Here is a 17,980-nt window from a genome sequence, read left to right on the forward strand (position 1 = left end):
ACTTTAAAAGGATGTTGGGGATTGCACCCAGGCGCCGATCCCCGGGAAAGGAAAGGTTGTAACCATGACCGAGCTGATTCTCAGCGGGGCCTGCGGCCAGATGGGCCGCGCGGTCGCGGCTCTCGCCGCCGCAAGGGAGGACTGCCAAGTGGCGGCGGGGATCGACCGCCGCCCCTTCCCCGGAGCTCCGTTTCCTATCTACCCCTCCCCTGAGCAATACGATGGGCCAAACGGGGTGCTGGTGGACTTCTCCCATCCCGACCTCTGCCAGGGGCTGCTGGCCCTGGCAAGGGAACGGCGGCTGCCCGCGGTGATCTGCACCACCGGGCTTCGAGAGGAGCAGATCGGCGCCATCCACGAGGCGGCAAGCGAAATCCCGATCTTCTTTTCAGCCAACATGTCCCTGGGGGTCAGCCTGCTGCGCGAGCTCTGCAAGCGGGCTGCGCAGGTGCTCGGCGGGGAATATGATATCGAGATCATCGAGCGGCACCACAACCAGAAGCTCGACGCGCCCAGCGGCACCGCCCTCATGCTCGCCGACGCGCTGTCCGGGGAGCTGTCCCCCGCCCCGCAATATGTCTACGACCGGCACTCCCGCCGGATGAAGCGGCCGAAAAATGAGATCGGCATCCATTCGGTGCGCGGGGGGACCATCGTGGGGGAGCACGAGGTGCTCTTCTGCGGGGAGGACGAGGTGATCACCCTGTCCCACTCGGCCTCCTCCAAGCGGGTCTTCGCCGCCGGGGCGCTGCGGGCCGCGATTTTTTTGCAGGATCGCGCCCCGGGTCTTTACGACATGGGCGATTTGGTGTAAAATATGTTAACAAGCAACAAAAAATCCTTATGCGAGTAAACTCAGTTTGGGTCGCCACTGCGACGGGGAGGTTCATATGTACGGCGTAGATAAAATCACGGTGACGGAGGACGCTTCCCTCATCACCTTTTCCAAAATTCCCGCGGACCTGCGGCTGATCTCGGAGATTTTCCTGCGCTTCGGCGAGGCGGGGATCGACATCGACATGATCTCCCAGTCCGCGCCCAAGGGGGAAAACACCAGCGTCTCCTTCACGGTTGGAAGTGAAAAGCTGGTGCAGGTGCTCGAGCTGATCAACGAATTCCGGGAGGAGCACCCCTCCATCAAACCCCTAATCGCCGGTGGGAACGTCAAAATCCAGCTTTACGGCGAGCAGATGCCCGGCACCCCGGGAATCGCCGCCAGAGCCCTCGCGGCGCTGGCCAAGACCAAATGCGACCTCATGCTGATCACCACCTCGGAGGTAGATATTTCCCTGCTGGTGACCTCGGCCCATCTGGGGGATGCGCTGCGGGTGCTGCGCGAGGAGTTTGCGCTCGAGTCATAAGAAACGTTGAATATGTAAGCGCCCTCCGGCATAACCGGAGGGCGCTTGTTTTCCGCTATCTTATTTTACTGTGATACTTTTTACCATAGCGCTCATGCAAAAAGCCGTCGAGCAGGCCGATCTCCTGCCGGCCCATGCCCTGCTTTTTCAGGATGATCACATGGGACACGCCGAGGAAGAGGTAAAAATATTCCCGGGTCTGCCAGGCGTCGGTGACCATCTCCCAGGTGTAGGTGGCGTGCCCTTCGGTCTTTTGGGAAAACACCTCGATCCGGTCGCGGTAAAGGGTGTGCCCGCTGGGATTGTTAATCGAAATGGTGTCCCCCTTGATGATCCGGCGCACCCCGAGCTCCAGCACGCCCCACTCAGCCAGGAATACCACCACGATGAAAGTAATTGCCCGCGTCAGCATTTTACTGTCATCCAGTATCAGCGCCGAGGACAGAACGACCAGCATGCAGGCGGCAATCACCACGCTGAGCACCTTGATGGTTTTGTTTTTATGGAAGATATTGAAATAGTACAGCGCCCGGTAGTCCTTCGGCGTGATGACCGATTCCACCGTGAAAAACGCTTCTTCCTGCTGCGCGTGTTCGAGCTCCTCCATCAACTATCCCCCGTTTCTTCTTTTCCTTATTTTAACACACTCCGTCCCATATGACAACAAAAAGCCCCCGGCTTTCGCCGGGGGCTTTTTTCGTTATCTCAGACGGGATGGACCATGTCCTTCTTGTCGGCATGCTCGCCGTCCACGCCGTACTTCTTGTTCTTGCGCTTCTCAAAGAATTTGGGCGCCACCTGCGGGAACATCGCCCAGGTGAGGACGTCCTCCTCCTGCTCGAGATATTCGGCGGGAACCTCGGCGCGCATCTTCTCGACCTCGGGCTCCAGCAGGTCGGCCGGCCGGCAGTCGATCGGCTTCTCGTCGCCGATGATCTTCTCCCGGAACGCGGGGTCGATCGGGGCGGGGGTGCGGCCGTACTCGCCGCGCACCAGGCCCTTGAACTCCTTGGTGACCATCTTGTACCGCTCGCCCATGATGACGTTGAACACCGCCTGGGTACCCACGATCTGGGAGGTCGGGGTGACCAGCGGCGGGAAGCCCGAGTCCTCGCGCACGCGCGGGACCTCTTTGAGGACCTCCTCGAACTGGTCCTCCTTGCCCGCCTGCTTGAGCTGGGAGATCAGGTTGGAGAGCATGCCGCCCGGTACCTGATAGAGCAGGGTGTTAGCGTCCACGCCCAGCACCTTCGGGTTGAGCAGGCCGTTGGCCAGGTACTTTTCACGCAGCTTGGCGCAGTGTGCGCGCACCACGTTGAGCTTATCGAGATCGAGCCCCGTGTCGTAGGGCGTGCCCTGGAAGGCCGCCACGATCGACTCGGTCGGCGCGTGGGAGGTGCCCAGCGCCAGCGGGGACATCGCGGTGTCCACAATGTCGACACCAGCCTCGACCGCCTTGATGATCGCCATCGAGGCGAGGCCGGAGGTGTAGTGGGTGTGCAGCTGGACGGGAACCTTGATGTTCTTCTTGAGCTCCTGCACCAGCTCCTGCGCCGCATAGGGGGTGATCAGCGCGGCCATGTCCTTGATGCAGATCGAGTCGGCGCCCGCGTCCTCATAGGACTTGGCCAGCTTGACGAAATACTCGATGTTGTGCACCGGGCTCAGGGTGTAGGAGATGGCGCACTGGGCGTGCGCGCCCTCCTTCTTGGCGGCCTTGATCGAGGTCTCCAGGTTGCGGATATCGTTGAGCGCATCGAAGATGCGGATGATGTCGATCCCGTTGGCAACCGACTTCTGCACGAAATACTCGACCAGATCGTCGGCGTAATGGCGGTAGCCCAGCATGTTCTGGCCGCGGTAGAGCATCTGCAGCTTGGTGTTGGGCATGTTCTTGCGGATGATGCGCAGCCTCTCCCACGGGTCCTCGTCCAGGAAGCGGATGCACGCGTCGAAGGTCGCGCCGCCCCACACTTCGCAGGAGTAGAAGCCGACTTCATCCAGCGGCTTTAACATCGGCTCCATATCGGCCATCGACATGCGGGTCGCGATCAGGGACTGATGCGCGTCGCGCAGGACGGTCTCGGTAATTTTCAGTTTACCCATGTGTTCGATAAACCCCTTTCCTTGTCAGATTGAATCCTCAAAAACGATTAGTCGAGCGAAACGAGCAGATCGTTGGAGTTGACCACGTCGCCCTTCTTGACGTGGACGGCGGCGACAACGCCCGCCTTGGGGGCCACGATGTCGTTCTCCATCTTCATCGCCTCGAGGATGACCAGGGGCTGGCCCTCGCTGACGCTCTCGCCGGCCTTGACCTTGACGTCCAGGATGTTGCCCGGCATGGGAGCGTTGACCTTCACGGCGCCGGCGCCAGCGGCGGCCGGTGCGCCGGCGCCGACCTCATCCACAGAAACGTCGTAAGCCTTGCCGTTGACGGTGACGGTATATCTTTTCATCTTTCAAATACCTCCTTGATTTTTCGGGCGATTATTTACATCGGCAGGTTGGAATGCTTCTTGGGCAGACGGCTGACCCGCTTGCCGGAGAGCATGTCCAAAGCCTTGATCAGTTCCTCGCGGGTGTCCTTCGGATCGATGATGTCGCTGACGAAGCCTTCCTCGGCGGCTCTGAGCGCCGAAGCCTCGTTGTCCTTATACTCGGCCTCGACCTGCTCGCGGCTCTTCTGGGCGGTGATCTCGCCGCCCTTTAGGAAGGCGACCGCCGCAGACACGGGCAGGGCGCTGATGGAGGCGTTCGGCCAGGCCAGGGTGAGATCGGCCTGGGAGAGGGCCACATAGGCGCTGCCCACGGCGCTGCCCGTGATCAGGGCGACCTTCGGGGTGGTGGCCTCGGCGTAAACGTGCGAGAGGCGCGCAATGTCGCGGATCGAGCCCGCGAGCTCCTCAGCGCCGGCGGGGGCGAAGCCCTCGGTGTTGATCATGGTGACAACCGGGATCTGGAAGCTGTCGCAGACCGAGACGAAGCGGGCGATCCGCGCCGCGCCGTCGTGGTCGAGCACGCCGCCGGCGGTGACCATGCCCACGGTGAAGCCGGAGAGGGTGCACAGCGCGGTGTGCGCGCCCTGGCCGAAGCCGGAGCCGATCAGCAGGAAGCTGCCCTCGTCCGCGATGGCCCGCACCAGGTCGCACTTGGTGGTCTCGCCGAGGGTGCTCTCGATGGTGTCGAGCAGCGAAGCCGTCTGCGGCTCGGAAAAATCAAAGGTGGCGGCGGCCGACAGGTTGTTGGCCGGCAGCATGGAAAGGAGCTGGCGGGCCTTGGCGATCGCCTCGTCCTCGTCGCTTGTTACGATCTGGGCGGTGCCGGACTTCTGCGCCGCCTCGGCGGTGCCGGCGACCGCACCGTCCTTGGCCACGGCCGGAGGGGTCAAGAAGAGCTCGGCCTTTTCGCTCATGATCACGAAGTCGGCCGCGCAGGCCGCCATCGCGCTCAGTCCCCCGCAGACGCCCAGCACCAAAGAAACCTGGGGCACCACGCCGGAGAGGTTGTTTGCCGCCGAAAGGATTTCGCGGTAAGCGGCGAGCATCCCGTTGCCCTCGGCGATGTCGGCGCCCTTGGAGTCATAGACCCCGACCACCGGCGCGCCGGTCTTGACCGCCATCTCATAAAGCTTCACGATCTTTTTCGCCTGGCTGCTGCCGACAGCCGCGCCGCGCGCCGAGACGTCCTGAGAGAACGCGAACACGGTCGCCCCGTCGATCTCGCCGTAACCGGTGATGACTCCGCACCCGGCCCCCCCGCATTTCACGAGAGCGTCCAGCTCGGCAAAGGTGTTTTCATCAAACAGCTTTACCAGCCTTTCACGGGCAGAAGAAGCCTTCCCGGCCTCAAGACGAGCGGCTGAAAGCCTTTCGAGTTTCGTTTGTTCACTCATCTTTTTTCCTCCATTTCCATTCCTGTATTTTTTAAGTAATTAAACTGCCTCACGCCGCCCTGCCGCGCCTGCCGGCCCGGCAAGACGGGAAATCGCGTAATCAAGGTTTATTATACACCTTCGTCTAATAAATAACAAGCTGTTTTCCGGCAGAAATTCATGTTTTTTGAGTGCGCTTTGCGTCCTCCCGCCCTGCCAAAAATGTCCTAGCAGCCGCAATGCCTTGGCAGGTCCTCCTGCCGCAGCTTGACGCCCGCTTGTAGTCCCAGCGCTTGCAGCTGCCTCTGGAAGCCCTCCTCCACCGCCTCGCCGATTACGCCGTAGGCGCAGCCGCGCTCATAGCCGTAGAAGAGGGCGGCGCGCAGCAGCCCGTCGAGCAGGAAGCCGTCCCCCTCCAGGGTCTCGGCCCGGGTGATGGTGAGGGTGTCCCCCTCAATGGCGAAGCGGCAGCTTCCGAGCTCCTTCCCGCCCTCCTTGGCGGTATAGGTGTCCGGCGCGGTCAGTTTGATGGTCAGCATGGTTTCAACATCCTTTCATAAAAGGCGGGCGAAGGTTTCCCCCCGCCCGCCGGTCCATTTATCATCACACAGGCGCCTCAGGCGGTGATCTCCACCTGAACGCCCTCGAAGCCGGCCACGCAGCTTTCATAGTATCCGTCGCCCGTCGTCCTGGGGCCGCTGAGCAGCTGGAAGCCGTCCGCGCGCAGCCGTTCGGTCAGCGCCCGGACCTCCTCCTCGCTCCCCACCTGGAAGGCGATATGGGAAAGCCCTGTTTGCAGCGGGTCCTTCTCCCCCTCTTTCAGCGCGGGCCGGGTCATGATCTCCAGCCGGGCGCCCCCGTCGAAGGAGAGAAAGTAGGAGCGGAACCCCGTCTTGACGTTGTAGTACCCGCCGTTTGCCCGCGCCTCGAAATAGCGAACGAAGAACTCCTTCGCCCCCTCCAGGTCGTTTACATACATGGCCGCATGTTCAATCTGCATAGCTTCTCCCCCGGCGTTATTGCCTTCGTCCCGCTGCGGGCCCCGGCTGCGGTTTTTCCCGCCGGGGCTTTTCGGCCTGCAGCGCGGCACTGCGGATCGCCCCGACCTCCTGCGCGGTCAGCTCGCGCCATCTGCCCTGCCCGAGCATGCCGAGGCGCAGCGGGCCGATGGCGGTGCGCTTGAGCCGCGCGACGGTGAGGTTCACCGCCTCGCACATCCGCCTGATCTGGCGGTTGCGCCCCTCGTAGATGGTGATCTGCAGCACGGTACGCCCCGGTTCCTCCTCGAGCACCGAAACCTGCGCGGGGGCGGTCTTGCCGTCCTCGAGCTGCACCCCCACCGAGAGGGCGACCAGCGCATCCTCGCTCACCTTTTCGCGCACCGTGACCCGGTAGGTCTTGGCCACATGGTGGCTGGGATGCATGATCAGGTTGGCGAAATCCCCGTCGTTGGTCAGCAGCAGCAGCCCCTCGCTGTTCTTGTCCAGCCGCCCGATGGGGTAGACCTTGGCCGGCGCGTTCTTCACAAGCTCGGCCACGCACTTGCGCCCCATCTCGTCCGAGAGGGTGGTCACAAAGCCCCGCGGCTTATACAGCGCCAGGTAGACCTTGCGCACCTTGCCGCTGGTGGCGACCTTTTTCCCGTCGATGGCGATCAAATCCTTGCCGGGGTCGATCTTCTGTCCCAGGGATGCCGGACGGCCGTTTACCGTCACCCGCCCGGCGCTGATCGCCTCCTCGGCCTTGCGCCTTGAGAGGATGCCATTGTCCGACAGGACCTTTTGTATCCGTATCTGCTCCACATTGTCCTCCAATTTTTACGTCTTCCATTGTCTATTTGCGAAATAAATCCTGAAACCAGCCGATCACGCCCCGGCGCTCGCGGTAGGGGTGCAGCGCCGCGACCTCGTCCTCATAGACCAGGGGCAGGCTCAATAGGGTTTCTTCCCCGAGGCAGAGCTCGGCCCGGCCCGCCTGCTGCCCGGCGCGTACCGGCGCGTATTCGAAGGGCGGCACGCTGATTTTGACCTCCAGCCGCTCGTACTCCCCGTCCCGCAGCGGCAGGGTGGTATCCCCCACCACGGCGGCGAGGGCGAGCCCCTCCCCGCCGGCCACCGGCATCTCGATTTTGGGGAAGAGGGCGCTGACGTCCCGCCCGCTCAGCTCGGCAAAGCACATCTCGTACAGGTTCTCATGGTCCCGCCAGTCGTCCGGATCGTCCATGGTCACGCAGACGAGCTCCACCCCGTCCTTCTGTGCGGCCGAGACCAGCACCCGGCCCGCGTTGTCGGTAAACCCGGTCTTGACGCCGATACAGTTCTCGTACATCTCGAGCAGCTTATTGTGGTTCTTGAGCCACCGCTCGAAGGGCGGGTTGCCGAACTTGGTCTGCGCCCGGTATTGGCAGCAGATCTCCCGGAAGGTCTCATCCCCCATCGCGTACCGCGTCAGCTCGGCGAGGTCGCGCGCGGTGGTGTAGTGCCCGTCGGCGTCCAGCCCCGAGGGGGTGACGAAGGCGGTGTCCGCAAGGCCCAGCTGCTTTGCCCGCTCGTTCATCAGCTTGGCGAAATTGGGGATGCTCCCCGCGAGGCGCACCGCCGTGACGTTGGCCGCATCGTTGCCCGAGGGCAGGATCATCCCGTAGCACAGCGCCCGCAGCGAGACCTGGTCCCCCTCGAGCAGCCCCATCGAGGAGCCCTCGACGTGCACCGCGCCGGAGTCCACCGTGAAATAGGTGTCGATGTCCGGCTCCTCGAGCGCCAGAAGGGTGGTCATGATCTTGGTGGTGCTCGCCTGGGGAAGGCGTTCCTCCCCGTTCTGATCGTAGAGCAGCCGCCCGGTCTTCATCTCCATCACCACCGCCGCCTTGGCGGAGGTGAGCGCCTCCTCCCCTTCCCCGGCCGCGGCGGCCGGGGCGCAGAGGAGGCAGAACATCAATAAGCCAGATAAAACGCGTTTTAACACAAAACCCACCTGCCCGCAAATGATTCTCTCTGGTAATCATATGCAGGCAAGGAGGGTTCTAGTATGCTCAGATTCCGGCGCCGTCCTGATTTTTGGGCGCGGCCTTCTCGGCCGCCTTCTTCTCCTTCGCGTGCTCGCACAGCTCGCTGACCTTGTCGAAGATCTGCGGGATGAGGTTCACGATCCTATCGGCGGTGTTGTCCGCCTGGTCGACCTGGAGCAGCTTGACCGTGCCGCTCTGGATGGTGAGGAAGGCGATCGGCTCGATGGTGACCCCGCCGCCGGTGCCGCCGCCGAAGTGCTCGCCCGGGTTCTTCGAGGGGATGTCGCTGCCCCCCGTGCCGTAGCCGAAGGAGACCTTGGAGATCGGGATGATCGTGGTGCCGTCCGGCAGCTGGATGGTGTCGCCGATGATGGTGTTGACGTCCACCAGGTTCTTTAAATTTTGCAGCGTCGCGTCCACCAGGCCCGCCGACGGATGCTGATTGGGATTTGCCACTAAAATACACCGCCTTTAAATTTCAACATCTATTTATCCCCGGCCGCGGCCGGTGCTTGCTCTTCCCTTGGCCGTGCGTCGGCCGCGCCGTTTTTGCGGCGCAGGTACCGAAGCAGCGCCGGGATGCTTTCTATCAGCAGCACGCCCGCCGCCATCAGCGCCCGCACCGGGCGCAGCGAGAGCTTCCCCTCGAAGGCAATCGTCTCCTCCTGCTGCCAAAAGGCGGGATAGACGTTGAGGTAGAGCTCCCTCACACGGACAAAGTTTTGCAGCAGCGCCGCCGCCGTGTGCAGATACGCGTTGTAGTTTCCGCTCTTGATCCCGGTGTCGGCAGCGTTCTCCCCGACCACCGCGATCTCGAGCTTCAGCTGCCGCACGCGCACCCCGCGCAGCAGGGCCTTCAGCGCCTTCCCGGCGCCGACGAGCAGCTCTTTCCCGAGCTCGATCGCGTTTTTAACCGCCTCGAAGTCCCACTTCTTTTCTTCGGGCTCCTTCTCCTTTTGCTCCTGCGGGGCCTCCTGCTTCTTCTGTTTTTTCTTCCTGCGGCGCTTTGGAGGCTTGTCCTCTTTTGGCTCTTCGCCCCTTTCCGAAGGGAAGCGAAAGCGCAAAAAGAGGTAGCGCACCGTCGTTTGCAGCTCCCCGTCGAAGAGGGTCACATGCAGCGTGACGGGCAGGAGCAAAAGCAGGAGCAGTATGGCAAGGACTGATAACATGATTGCCACCGGCAGCCCTCCTTATTCCTCTTCTCCCTCCCTAACGGGGAGGGTCTCCTCAAAGCCGAGCTGTCCTTCCAGCTGGCGCTCCTCCCCACCCTCGTCCTCGCCGGAGCTCTCCAGCGAGGGGAGCTCGTCGAGGGAACCCAGCGAGAAGCAACGCAGGAAGTTGGAGGTCGTTTTATAGGAGATTGGCCGCCCGGGCAGCTCGAGCCGCCCGGCCTCCTCGATGAGGCCCTTTTCAACCAGGGAATTGACCGTCGAGGAGCTGTCCACCCCGCGTACCTGCTCGACAAAGGCCTTGGTCACCGGCTGGTTGTAGGCGACGATCGCCAGCACCTCCAGCGCCGCCTGGGAGAGCGGGGTATTGCGCCGCAGGGTGAGCGCCCGCCGGATCAGCGGGGCATACTGCGAACGGGTGCAGAGCTGCACGCTCTCCTGCAGCCTCACCAGCTCGAAGGGGATCTCCTGCTCGCGGTAGAGGTCGTTGATGTTCGCAATCAGCCCGAGCGTCTCCTTCTCGTCCAGCTCCACCGCCTGGGAAAGGCGGGAAAGCTCGATCGGCTCGCCGCTGGCAAAGACGATCGCCTGTATTTCATTTTGCTTTTCTCGTAGCTGCATAGTCACCCTTCCTGCTTCGTGGTTTCGGGAGCCGGGCCGCTTCTTAACATCACCAGCTCCTTGCCGTCCGGCGTGGCGCGCACCCGCTTGTCCTTGATCAGCTCGAGCACCGCCATGAAGGTGGCCACCATCTCGGGCCGGTCGCTCTGCTCGAAGAGCCCGAGGAAGTTTACCCGCGCGCGGCGGTAGAGCTTACTCAGCACAAAGGCGATCCGCGAGGCCACCGAGACCACACGCCGGGAAACGATCCCCGAGAAGGCGGTCTTGGGCGGCGGCAGATGCCGCCTGCCCCGTCCGAGCGCCCCGAAGTATGCGCCCAGCAGCTCCCCCGGCCGGTGGATGAGGGTATAGGTCATGTCCGCCTCGTGCTCCTCGGGCGGGCGCACAAAGCGGTCCACCCCGCGGTTTTTCTCCCCGAGCAGAGCGGCCGCCCGCTGGCAGGCCTGGTACTCGAGCAGCGCGCCGGTCAGCTCTTTTCGCGGGTCCTCGCCCTCCTCCTCGTGGCGGGGCAGCAGCATGACCGTCTTGATATAAACGAGGTGGGAGGCCATCTCGAGAAATTCACTCGCAATGTCCAGCTGGTTTTCCCGCCACTCGTCGATCGCCGCCATGTACTGCTCGAGCAGGGCGGAAATCTCGATGTCGTAGATGTCCAGCTTGTGCTTTTGAATCAGCTGCAGGATCAGGTCCAGCGGGCCCTCGTACTCCTGCACCCTAAACTTGAGCTCCTCCATCAGCGCAGCAGCACCCCCGCCAGAACGTCGATAAAGGAGGTCAGGAAGTTGAGCCCCTTGAAGACATAGCCCGCCACAAAGCTGATCGGCCGGTCCAGAACCCCGGTGAAGAGCAGCAGGATGACTGCAAAATAGATGTACCGCTCGTATTCGATGAGCTTATAATAAATCTTGTCGGGCAGGAACACCCCGATGATCCGCGAGCCGTCCAGGGGATTGACCGGCAGGAGGTTGAAGACCGCCAGAGAAATGTTGGTGGTCACCATGATCCCGAGAATCTGGGTGAGGATCACCGCCAGGTCCGCCGTCCAGAGGTGGAACACCCCGCAGATGATGTAAAAAATCTTATAGATGATCAGGATGACAAAGGCCAGCACCACGTTGGCCGCCGGGCCCGCCGCGGCGGTCAGGGCCATGCCGCGCTTGCGGTTCCCCCGGAAATTGAAGGGGTTGACCGGCACCGGCTTCGCCCAGCCGATCCCGAAGAGCACCAGGGATAGGGTGCCGATCAGGTCGAGGTGGGTAAAGGGGTTTAAATTGAGGCGTCCCTGATTCTTGGCCGTGTCGTCACCCAGGCGGTGCGCCATCCACCCGTGCGCGCACTCGTGTACCGGGATACAGGTGAAAAGCACCAGGATACGCGCCAGGATGCTGAACATGTACCCGGAGGTCAGGAAGCTCAGAATATTCAAAGTCAAAAATCCTCCTCTGGAGTAATCAGATCGTCCCTAGCATTATACCGCCTGGCGCTCCAAAACACAAGCGAAGGGGGCTGCACATCAAACTGTTTTGGAAAACTTTACATTTTCCTCATTTTTGAAGGCCAAAGGACGAAGTCCTTTGTGGGTTGAAGGACAAAGTCCTTTATGGGTTGAAGGACAAAGTCCTTCAACCTATACAGTGCAGCCGCGCCTGCTCGCAGTCCCGCACGATCTGACCTTTCAGCTCCTCCAGGGAATCATAGCGCTCCTCGGGCCGCAGAAAGGCGCACAGCTCAACGCGCACCCGCTGCCCGTAGAGGTCCCGGTTAAAGTCGAGGATATAGGTCTCCGCCCCCGGGGCGAAGTGCTCGCCCACCGTGGGCTTGACCCCGATGTTGGCCACCGCGGGCAGCCGCTTGCCGTCGACGACGGCGAAGGCGGCGTACACCCCGAAGCGGGGCAGAGCGGCATTGTAGAAGAAGGGCTGGTTGATGGTCGGGAAGCCCAGCGTCCTCCCGATCTGGCGCCCGGTGCACACCACCGTGTCGATGAAGTAGCACCCGCCGAGCAGCCGGGCCGCCTTTTCGACCTCGCCCGCGGCCAGCGCCTGGCGGATCAGGGTGGTGCTCACCCGCTCGCCGCCGAGGGTCACCGGCTTCACGATTTCCAAGTGTGCGCCATATTCCCTGCAGAGCTCCTCGAGCTCCCGCACTCCCGCGGCGCCGCCCTTCGCGAAGCGGTAGTCCGCCCCGCAGCAGACTACTTTAGCCTGCAAACGGCCGCACAGCAGCCCGGCGAATTCCCGGGGCTCCATCGAGGCGATCGCCTCGAAGGGCGGCAGCACCACCAGCCGCGCGCCCGCCTCGCCCAGCAGCAGCGCGCGCTGCTCATCCGGGTAGATCCGCCCGCCCGCCTTCTTTTGTGGCGCGTGGCGGGCGGTGGAAAAAGAAAAGGCGACCGGCAACAGCCCGTCCGCCCCCTTTGCATATGCCGCGGCGGCGCCCACCACCGCGCGGTGCCCGAGATGGACGCCGTCGAAAAAGCCCAGCGCGACCGCCGTCGGCCGGGGAGGATGGATTTCCTGCAGCGATTGTATCAGCTTCACGCCTTTGATGGCTCCTTTATTTCGTATTCCCGTCCGCCTTCTGGGCGGGCCCCGGGGCGGGGCAGAAGAGCTTGATGGAGCGAAGCTCCTGTCTTTCCCGGTCCGCCGCCGCATGCGCCAAGAACTCGCCCGACGGCCCGAAGACCGCCACCGCGCCCGCGGCCTGCCCCCCGCGCACCCGGCGCAGGTCGAGCTTGACCCCGTTTTTGATCATCCGCGCCTGCGCCTCGCTCAGCTCGATCCGCGGCAGGCCCTCGAAGGCCCGCTCGATGGGCAGCAGCGCGCGCTCGGCCCGGCCCTCGCCCGCCAGCAGCTGCAGCTGCTCCAGCGTCACGCACTGGGAAAGGGTAAACCCGGCGGACATGGTGCGCCGCAGCGCCGTGAGGCAGGCAAGCGAGCCCGCCTGCGCCGCGATGTCGCAGCAGAGGGTGCGCACATAGGTCCCCTTCGAGCACTCCGCCTCGAAGGTAAATATCTGCGCATCCTCGTCAAAGTCCAGCAGCTCCAGCTCATAGACAGTTACCCGGCGGCTCGGGCGCTCCACCTCGATCCCCTTGCGGGCCAGGTCGTAGAGCCGCCGCCCGCCCACCTGCACCGCCGAATACATCGGCGGCACCTGCTCAAAGCTGCCGCGAAAACGCTCCATCGCCGCCTCGAGCTGTGCGCGGGTGACGTGGGAAGTCTCTTCCCGCAGCACCCGCCCGGTGATGTCCTGGGTGTCGGTTTCGATCCCCAGGCGCGCCGTGGCCCGGTAGCGCTTGCGCTGCACCGGCAGCAGGTCGCAGCACCTTGTCGCCCGGCCGAGGAAGACCGGCAGCACGCCGGTCGCCATCGGGTCGAGGGTGCCCCCGTGCCCCACCTTGCGGATATGAAGGATCCCGCGTATCCGAGCGATCACGTCGAACGAGGTGTGGTCCCCCGGCTTGTCCACACAGAGTATACCGTCCATCCTGCCTCCCGCCTAAGCCGGCAAAAAGCCGGCGAGCGCCTGGCGCATCGCCGCCTTGGCCGAATTGAGGTCCCCGCTGATGAAGCAGCCGGCCGCGCGGGCGTGGCCGCCGCCGCCGAGCAGGGCGCAGACCTCGGCCGCGTCGATCTGCTCGCTGGTGCGCAGCGAAACCTTATACCCGTCCTCCCGCTCGCTGAGCGTGACCCCGGCCATCACGCCCTCGATCTGGCGCGGCATGGCCGAGACGCCCTCGAGCTCATCCTCCGAGGCGCCCGAACGCGTGAGGATGTCCTTGGAGATGCAGATCATGGCGCAGCGCCCGCTAAAGTCATATTCCAGCGACTCCATCACCATGCGCTCCACCGCGATCCGGCTCTTCGATTTGGTCTCGAACATGATCCGGTTGATCTCCCCCGCCTGTGCGCCCAGCCCGATCAGCCGGGCCGCGACCTCGTGGGTCTCGGCGGTGACGTTGGTGTACCGGAAGCATCCCGTGTCGGTGGTGATCCCGGTAAAGAGGCAGTCGGCGATCAGGGGGGTGACCGTCACCCCCATCTCCCGGAAGATAAAGTACATCAGCTGCGCGGTGGCCGCCTTGCCATAGTCCAGGCACCGGCAGCGCGCGTAGTCGGTGTTGGTCTGGTGGTGGTCGATGCACAGATCGGCCTTTCCGGCATAGTGCCCGGTGCCCGGCCCGAAGAGCTTTTCATCGGCCACGTCCACCGAGACGACGAAGCGCTCCTCAAAGCCTTCGGGCTGATACCCCTTTAAAAAATACTCGTACTTCTTCGGGAAGGGGTCGGAGCACTCCACCCGCGCGCGCTTTCCCAGCGCCTGCAGCGCGTAGAGCAGCGCGAAGCTGCTGCCCAGCGTGTCCCCGTCCGGGGACTTGTGCGCGACGATCACCACGTCCTGCGCCCGCTCCAGCTGCCGCGCCGTCTCCTTTACCGAAATGTCCATGCTGTCCCCTCTCCCTTTTTCCTCATTTGGATTCCTGTTCTTCCGTGTCCTGCCGCGCATAGCGCTCGTGCAGCTGCCCGAGCTTCTGCGCGATCCCGGCGCTGTACTCGATCGAGTCGTCCGCCACGAAGGTAAATTCGGGGCTGCGGCGCATCTCGACCCGGTGGCCGATCTCCCGGCGGATGTACCCGGCCGCGCTGCGCAGACCCTCGACCGCCTTTTTTGCCCCCTCGATCCCCTCGAGCGAGCTGACGTACACCTTGCAGTGGGACAGGTCGTTGGTCAAATCCACCCTGACGATGGTGATCAGCCCGCCGATGCGCGGGTCCTTGAGGGTATGCAGAATGTCGGTCAGCTCCCGCCGCACATCCTCGGTGAGGCGGTCCAGCTTAAAGGCCATGAAAAGCCCTCCTTCCTGCGGAGGTAAACTCCGTCAGGTTTAATCTTCTCTGTATTCCTCGAGAATATACGCCTCGAAGACGTCGCCTTCCTTGATGTCGTTGAACTTCTGCAGCGTAATGCCGCACTCGTAGGACTGGGCGACCTCCTTGACGTCGTCCTTAAAGCGCTTGAGGGAGGCCAGCTCGTCGTCCGCGATGATGATGTTGTCCCGCACCACCCGGATTTTGGCGTTTCGCTCGATCTTGCCCTCGAGCACATAGCAGCCCGAAACGGTGCCGACGCTGGAGATCTTGTAGACCTGGCGCACCTCGGCGCGCCCGAGGTCGACCTCGCGGATCTTGGGGGCGAGCAGCCCCTTCATGGCGTTCTTGACGTCCTCGATCGCGTCGTAGATGATCCGGTAGAGCCGAATTTCCACCCCTTCGCGCTCGGCGTCGTCCCGCGCCACGCTGTCCGGGCGCACGTTGAACCCGACGATGATCGCGCCGCTCGCCTGGGCGAGCATGACGTCCGACTTGGAGACGCCGCCCACCGCGCCGTGGATGACCCGCACGCGCACCTCGTCGCTGGAGAGCTTCTCGAGCGACTGGCGCACCGCCTCGACCGAGCCCTGCACATCCGCCTTGACGATGACGGGCAGCTCCTTGACCTCGCCCTCGGCGATCTGGGAGAAGAGGTTGTCGAGCGTGACCTTGTGGTAGCTCTTGAAGACCTCCTCCTTCTCCTCGTACTTTCTCTTTTCGACCAGCTCGCGGGCGAGCTTCTCGTCCGCGACGGCGTTGAAGACGTCGCCCGCGCTGGGCACCTCGCCGAGGCCGGTGATCTCGACCGGCATGGAGGGCCCCGCCTCGTCAACTTTGCGCCCCTGGTCGTCGGTCATCACCCGCACGCGGCCCATGGCCGTGCCCGCGATGACGGTGTCCCCGGTGCGCAGGGTGCCGTTTTGCACCAGGATGGTGGCCACCGGGCCGCGCCCGGTGTCGAGGCGCGCCTCGATGACGGTGCCCTTGGCCGGACGGCCCGGGTTCGCCTTGAGCTCCTTCATGTCCGCGACCAGCAGCACCATCTCCAGCAGGGTGTCGATCCCCTCCTTGGTGACGGCCGAAACCGGCACGCAGATCACGTCGCCCCCCCACTCCTCGGGGATGAGCTCGTATTCGGTCAGCTCCTGCTTGACCCGCTCGGGGTTGGCGGCGGGCTTATCCATCTTGTTGATTGCCACGATGATCGAAATCCCGGCGGCCTTGGCATGGTTGATCGCCTCGACCGTCTGGGGCATGATCCCGTCGTCGGCCGCGACCACCAGGATCGCCACGTCGGTGACCTGGGCGCCTCTGGCGCGCATGGCGGTGAAGGCCTCATGGCCCGGGGTGTCCAGGAAGGTGATCGGCCGCTCGCCCACCTTGACCTGGTAAGCGCCGATGTGCTGGGTGATCCCGCCCGCCTCGGAGGCGGTGACGTGCTCATTGCGGATCGCGTCGAGGATCGAGGTCTTGCCGTGGTCGACGTGCCCCATGACCACCACGATCGGGCAGCGCTCCTGCAGATCCTTCTCGTCGTCCTCCTCGTCGCTGAAGAGCCGCTCCTCGATGGTGACGACCACTTCTCTTTCGACCTTGGCGCCGAGCTCCATGGCGACCAGGGCGGCGGTGTCGTAGTCGATGATCTCGCCGGCGCCGGCCATCACGCCGTTTTGCATCAGCTTCTTGATGACCTCGGTCACCTGGATCTTCATCTTGAGCGCGAGGTCCCCGACCGAAATCTCCTCGGGGATGGTGATCTCCAGCTTCTGGCGGCGCTGGCGCTCGACCTCGAGCTTGCGCATCTTCTCCGCCTCGATCTCCTTGCGGGACATCTGCTGGCGGCGGCGCTGCGCGCTGCGCTGGTTGAGCTTCTGCTTGCGCACCCCGTTGTCCTTCTTCTGCAGGTTGGTCGGGGCGATCTGCTCGTAACGCTCGTTGTATTTGTCGAGGTTGACCTGCGCCGAGCGCATGTCGACCGTTTTGGTGTCGCTCTTCTTCTCGATCTTGCGCGCGGCGGGATCGAGCGGCGCGGCGGGCGCGGCCGGGGCCTTCGGCGCGAAGGGCATCTGCGAGCGCTCACGCTGTGCGCCGCCGTTTCTCTGCTGCTGCGGGCGCTGTCCGCCCTGCTGTCCCTGCCCCGGACGCTGGCCGGGGCGCTGCTGCGCGGCGGGACGGGGCTGCGCATGCGCGGCAGGAGCAGCAGCCTTCCCGGCCGGGGCCTGCGGTGCGGCGGGAGCCGCGGGCGCGGGCGCAGCCGGCGCGGAAGCCACCGGCTCGGGGGCCTTGGCCATCGCGAAGTAGGCGTCGAAATTCTCCGCCATATTCTTCTGGGTGTAGTGCTCGAAGATCAGATCAAGCTGCTGCTCGCTCAGCGCGGTCATGTGCTTGATCGTCTCCCCCTTAAAATGCTCCGAAAGCAAGGTGAGCACATCCTTGCTGGGTACCTCGAGATCCTTGGCGACCTCGTGTACTCTATATTTTTCCATCATAGTATCAAATCCTCCTCATCCTATCGGGCCGGTCAGCTTGCCTGCGAACCCCGCGTCTGTCACGGCGGCCACGCCCACTCGTTTGCCGATCAGGTACCACAGCTCATCCATTGTGACGGGCAGCTTTTGGCAGGGCACGTTTTTTTGCTCAGCCAGGAAGCGGATATCCTGCTCGGTTTTGGGTGAAAGATCCTCTGTAAAAAGGATCAGCTGCGCATTCTTTTTGTGCAACGACTCCTTTACCATGTCAAATCCGATTACGAGTTTTCCCGCACGCTTGCACATCGACAGCGTGCCCGCCAGCTTATTGCCCTCCATCGAGCAGTTCCTCTTCGAGCCTTTGATAAATCTCCTTTGGGATCTGGCAGGCCAGCGCGCGCTCGAAGCGTCTAGCCTTCAGCGCCTTGCGCAGGCACTCGATGTCCGGACAGACATAGGCTCCCCTGCCCGAGCATTTGGAGGTGTGATCCACCTTGATCTCCCCCTCTGGGGTGCGCACCACCCGGATCAGCTCCTTCTTGGGCTTATGCTCCATACAGCCGGAGCACATGCGCATGGGAATTTTCCTCTGTTGTGCCATCTTGG

General features: G+C 63.3%; 22 protein-coding genes. 2 read left to right on the forward strand and 20 right to left on the reverse strand.

Annotated features, from left to right (window positions below; all coding sequences use genetic code 11):
• Positions 1-64 precede the first annotated feature (64 nt).
• Both dapB and B5477_RS12795 read left to right on the forward strand, forming a co-directional pair.
• Positions 65-814, forward strand: a complete 750-nt coding sequence (dapB, locus tag B5477_RS12790) for a 4-hydroxy-tetrahydrodipicolinate reductase (protein WP_079700048.1) — start codon at positions 65-67, stop codon at positions 812-814.
• A gap of 76 nt (positions 815-890) precedes the next feature.
• Entirely contained in the window at positions 891-1,361 is a 471-nt protein-coding gene (locus B5477_RS12795) for an ACT domain-containing protein (protein ID WP_079700049.1), read from the forward strand.
• 55 nt (positions 1,362-1,416) lie between these two features.
• Here the strand turns inward: B5477_RS12795 and B5477_RS12800 are convergent, their stop codons facing one another.
• The 20 genes from B5477_RS12800 to rnpM all read right to left on the reverse strand — a co-directional run bounded on the left by B5477_RS12800 (position 1,417) and on the right by rnpM (position 17,975).
• Positions 1,417-1,968 carry a YcxB family protein gene (locus B5477_RS12800; RefSeq protein ID WP_079700050.1) on the reverse strand — a complete coding sequence of 184 codons (552 nt, stop codon included), beginning with the start codon at positions 1,966-1,968 and terminating at the stop codon, positions 1,417-1,419.
• A 98-nt stretch (positions 1,969-2,066) separates the two neighbouring features.
• Positions 2,067-3,467, reverse strand: coding sequence for an oxaloacetate decarboxylase subunit alpha (locus tag B5477_RS12805; protein WP_079700051.1), 1,401 nt, complete (start codon positions 3,465-3,467; stop codon positions 2,067-2,069).
• A 47-nt stretch (positions 3,468-3,514) separates the two neighbouring features.
• Positions 3,515-3,820, reverse strand: a complete 306-nt coding sequence (locus B5477_RS12810; RefSeq protein WP_079700052.1) for a biotin/lipoyl-containing protein — start codon at positions 3,818-3,820, stop codon at positions 3,515-3,517.
• A gap of 35 nt (positions 3,821-3,855) precedes the next feature.
• Positions 3,856-5,256, reverse strand: coding sequence for a carboxyl transferase domain-containing protein (locus tag B5477_RS12815; RefSeq protein WP_079700053.1), 1,401 nt, complete (start codon positions 5,254-5,256; stop codon positions 3,856-3,858).
• Between the two features lie 206 nt (positions 5,257-5,462).
• Positions 5,463-5,774, reverse strand: a complete 312-nt coding sequence (locus B5477_RS12820; RefSeq protein WP_079700054.1) for a hypothetical protein — start codon at positions 5,772-5,774, stop codon at positions 5,463-5,465.
• Between the two features lie 77 nt (positions 5,775-5,851).
• The gene (locus tag B5477_RS12825; RefSeq protein ID WP_079700055.1) at positions 5,852-6,235 is read right to left on the reverse strand and encodes a VOC family protein; all 384 of its coding nucleotides are present in this window, start codon (positions 6,233-6,235) and stop codon (positions 5,852-5,854) included.
• A 16-nt stretch (positions 6,236-6,251) separates the two neighbouring features.
• Positions 6,252-7,037 (reverse strand): pseudouridine synthase, encoded by a 786-nt coding sequence (locus B5477_RS12830; protein WP_079700494.1) that lies wholly within the window; start codon positions 7,035-7,037, stop codon positions 6,252-6,254.
• Between the two features lie 31 nt (positions 7,038-7,068).
• Positions 7,069-8,199, reverse strand: a complete 1,131-nt coding sequence (locus B5477_RS12835; protein WP_143533599.1) for a D-alanyl-D-alanine carboxypeptidase family protein — start codon at positions 8,197-8,199, stop codon at positions 7,069-7,071.
• Between the two features lie 67 nt (positions 8,200-8,266).
• Positions 8,267-8,698 carry a GerW family sporulation protein gene (ytfJ, locus tag B5477_RS12840; protein ID WP_079700057.1) on the reverse strand — a complete coding sequence of 144 codons (432 nt, stop codon included), beginning with the start codon at positions 8,696-8,698 and terminating at the stop codon, positions 8,267-8,269.
• Positions 8,699-8,727: 29 nt separating this feature from the next.
• A complete protein-coding gene (locus B5477_RS12845; RefSeq protein ID WP_143533600.1) occupies positions 8,728-9,420 on the reverse strand; it encodes a DUF2953 domain-containing protein in 693 nt (230 codons plus the stop codon).
• A 12-nt stretch (positions 9,421-9,432) separates the two neighbouring features.
• Complete coding sequence (gene scpB / locus B5477_RS12850; protein WP_079700059.1) at positions 9,433-10,032, reverse strand: SMC-Scp complex subunit ScpB; 600 nt, start codon at positions 10,030-10,032, stop codon at positions 9,433-9,435.
• A gap of 2 nt (positions 10,033-10,034) precedes the next feature.
• Complete coding sequence (locus B5477_RS12855) at positions 10,035-10,766, reverse strand: segregation and condensation protein A (RefSeq protein WP_079700060.1); 732 nt, start codon at positions 10,764-10,766, stop codon at positions 10,035-10,037.
• Positions 10,766-11,458, reverse strand: coding sequence for a site-2 protease family protein (locus B5477_RS12860; RefSeq protein WP_242942202.1), 693 nt, complete (start codon positions 11,456-11,458; stop codon positions 10,766-10,768). Before B5477_RS12860 ends, B5477_RS12855 begins: the two co-directional genes overlap by 1 nt.
• Positions 11,459-11,654: 196 nt before the next feature.
• Positions 11,655-12,572, reverse strand: a complete 918-nt coding sequence (ribF, locus tag B5477_RS12865; protein ID WP_159449049.1) for a riboflavin biosynthesis protein RibF — start codon at positions 12,570-12,572, stop codon at positions 11,655-11,657.
• 16 nt (positions 12,573-12,588) lie between these two features.
• A complete protein-coding gene (gene truB, locus B5477_RS12870; protein WP_079700062.1) occupies positions 12,589-13,521 on the reverse strand; it encodes a tRNA pseudouridine(55) synthase TruB in 933 nt (310 codons plus the stop codon).
• Between the two features lie 12 nt (positions 13,522-13,533).
• On the reverse strand, positions 13,534-14,481 hold the full coding sequence (locus B5477_RS12875) for a DHH family phosphoesterase (RefSeq protein WP_079700063.1): 948 nt from the start codon (positions 14,479-14,481) through the stop codon (positions 13,534-13,536).
• A gap of 22 nt (positions 14,482-14,503) precedes the next feature.
• Positions 14,504-14,881, reverse strand: coding sequence for a 30S ribosome-binding factor RbfA (gene rbfA / locus B5477_RS12880; RefSeq protein WP_079700064.1), 378 nt, complete (start codon positions 14,879-14,881; stop codon positions 14,504-14,506).
• Positions 14,882-14,920: 39 nt separating this feature from the next.
• Complete coding sequence (gene infB / locus B5477_RS12885; RefSeq protein WP_079700065.1) at positions 14,921-17,395, reverse strand: translation initiation factor IF-2; 2,475 nt, start codon at positions 17,393-17,395, stop codon at positions 14,921-14,923.
• 15 nt (positions 17,396-17,410) lie between these two features.
• Positions 17,411-17,713 carry a L7Ae/L30e/S12e/Gadd45 family ribosomal protein gene (locus B5477_RS12890; protein WP_079700066.1) on the reverse strand — a complete coding sequence of 101 codons (303 nt, stop codon included), beginning with the start codon at positions 17,711-17,713 and terminating at the stop codon, positions 17,411-17,413.
• The gene (gene rnpM, locus B5477_RS12895; RefSeq protein WP_079700067.1) at positions 17,700-17,975 is read right to left on the reverse strand and encodes an RNase P modulator RnpM; all 276 of its coding nucleotides are present in this window, start codon (positions 17,973-17,975) and stop codon (positions 17,700-17,702) included. The genes B5477_RS12890 and rnpM overlap by 14 nt, the downstream gene beginning before the upstream one ends.
• Positions 17,976-17,980 lie beyond the last annotated feature (5 nt).

The organism is Provencibacterium massiliense (assembly GCF_900169495.1).
Classification (GTDB): domain Bacteria; phylum Bacillota; class Clostridia; order Oscillospirales; family Ruminococcaceae; genus Harryflintia; species Harryflintia acetispora.

Excerpts from the sequence above, each read along its gene's own strand:
- scpB (WP_079700059.1), bottom strand. The coding sequence starts at position 10,032 with ATGCAGCTACGAGAAAAGCAAAATGAAATACAGGCGATCGTCTTTGCC.
- rbfA (WP_079700064.1), bottom strand. The coding sequence starts at position 14,881 with ATGGCCTTTAAGCTGGACCGCCTCACCGAGGATGTGCGGCGGGAGCTG.
- B5477_RS12825 (WP_079700055.1), bottom strand. The coding sequence starts at position 6,235 with ATGCAGATTGAACATGCGGCCATGTATGTAAACGACCTGGAGGGGGCG.
- rnpM (WP_079700067.1), bottom strand. The coding sequence starts at position 17,975 with ATGGCACAACAGAGGAAAATTCCCATGCGCATGTGCTCCGGCTGTATG.
- B5477_RS12810 (WP_079700052.1), bottom strand. The coding sequence starts at position 3,820 with ATGAAAAGATATACCGTCACCGTCAACGGCAAGGCTTACGACGTTTCT.
- B5477_RS12890 (WP_079700066.1), bottom strand. The coding sequence starts at position 17,713 with ATGGAGGGCAATAAGCTGGCGGGCACGCTGTCGATGTGCAAGCGTGCG.
- B5477_RS12805 (WP_079700051.1), bottom strand. The coding sequence starts at position 3,467 with ATGGGTAAACTGAAAATTACCGAGACCGTCCTGCGCGACGCGCATCAG.
- dapB (WP_079700048.1), top strand. The coding sequence starts at position 65 with ATGACCGAGCTGATTCTCAGCGGGGCCTGCGGCCAGATGGGCCGCGCG.
- B5477_RS12820 (WP_079700054.1), bottom strand. The coding sequence starts at position 5,774 with ATGCTGACCATCAAACTGACCGCGCCGGACACCTATACCGCCAAGGAG.
- B5477_RS12815 (WP_079700053.1), bottom strand. The coding sequence starts at position 5,256 with ATGAGTGAACAAACGAAACTCGAAAGGCTTTCAGCCGCTCGTCTTGAG.
- truB (WP_079700062.1), bottom strand. The coding sequence starts at position 13,521 with ATGGACGGTATACTCTGTGTGGACAAGCCGGGGGACCACACCTCGTTC.
- B5477_RS12855 (WP_079700060.1), bottom strand. The coding sequence starts at position 10,766 with ATGGAGGAGCTCAAGTTTAGGGTGCAGGAGTACGAGGGCCCGCTGGAC.
- B5477_RS12875 (WP_079700063.1), bottom strand. The coding sequence starts at position 14,481 with ATGGACATTTCGGTAAAGGAGACGGCGCGGCAGCTGGAGCGGGCGCAG.
- B5477_RS12795 (WP_079700049.1), top strand. The coding sequence starts at position 891 with ATGTACGGCGTAGATAAAATCACGGTGACGGAGGACGCTTCCCTCATC.
- B5477_RS12800 (WP_079700050.1), bottom strand. The coding sequence starts at position 1,968 with ATGGAGGAGCTCGAACACGCGCAGCAGGAAGAAGCGTTTTTCACGGTG.
- infB (WP_079700065.1), bottom strand. The coding sequence starts at position 17,395 with ATGATGGAAAAATATAGAGTACACGAGGTCGCCAAGGATCTCGAGGTA.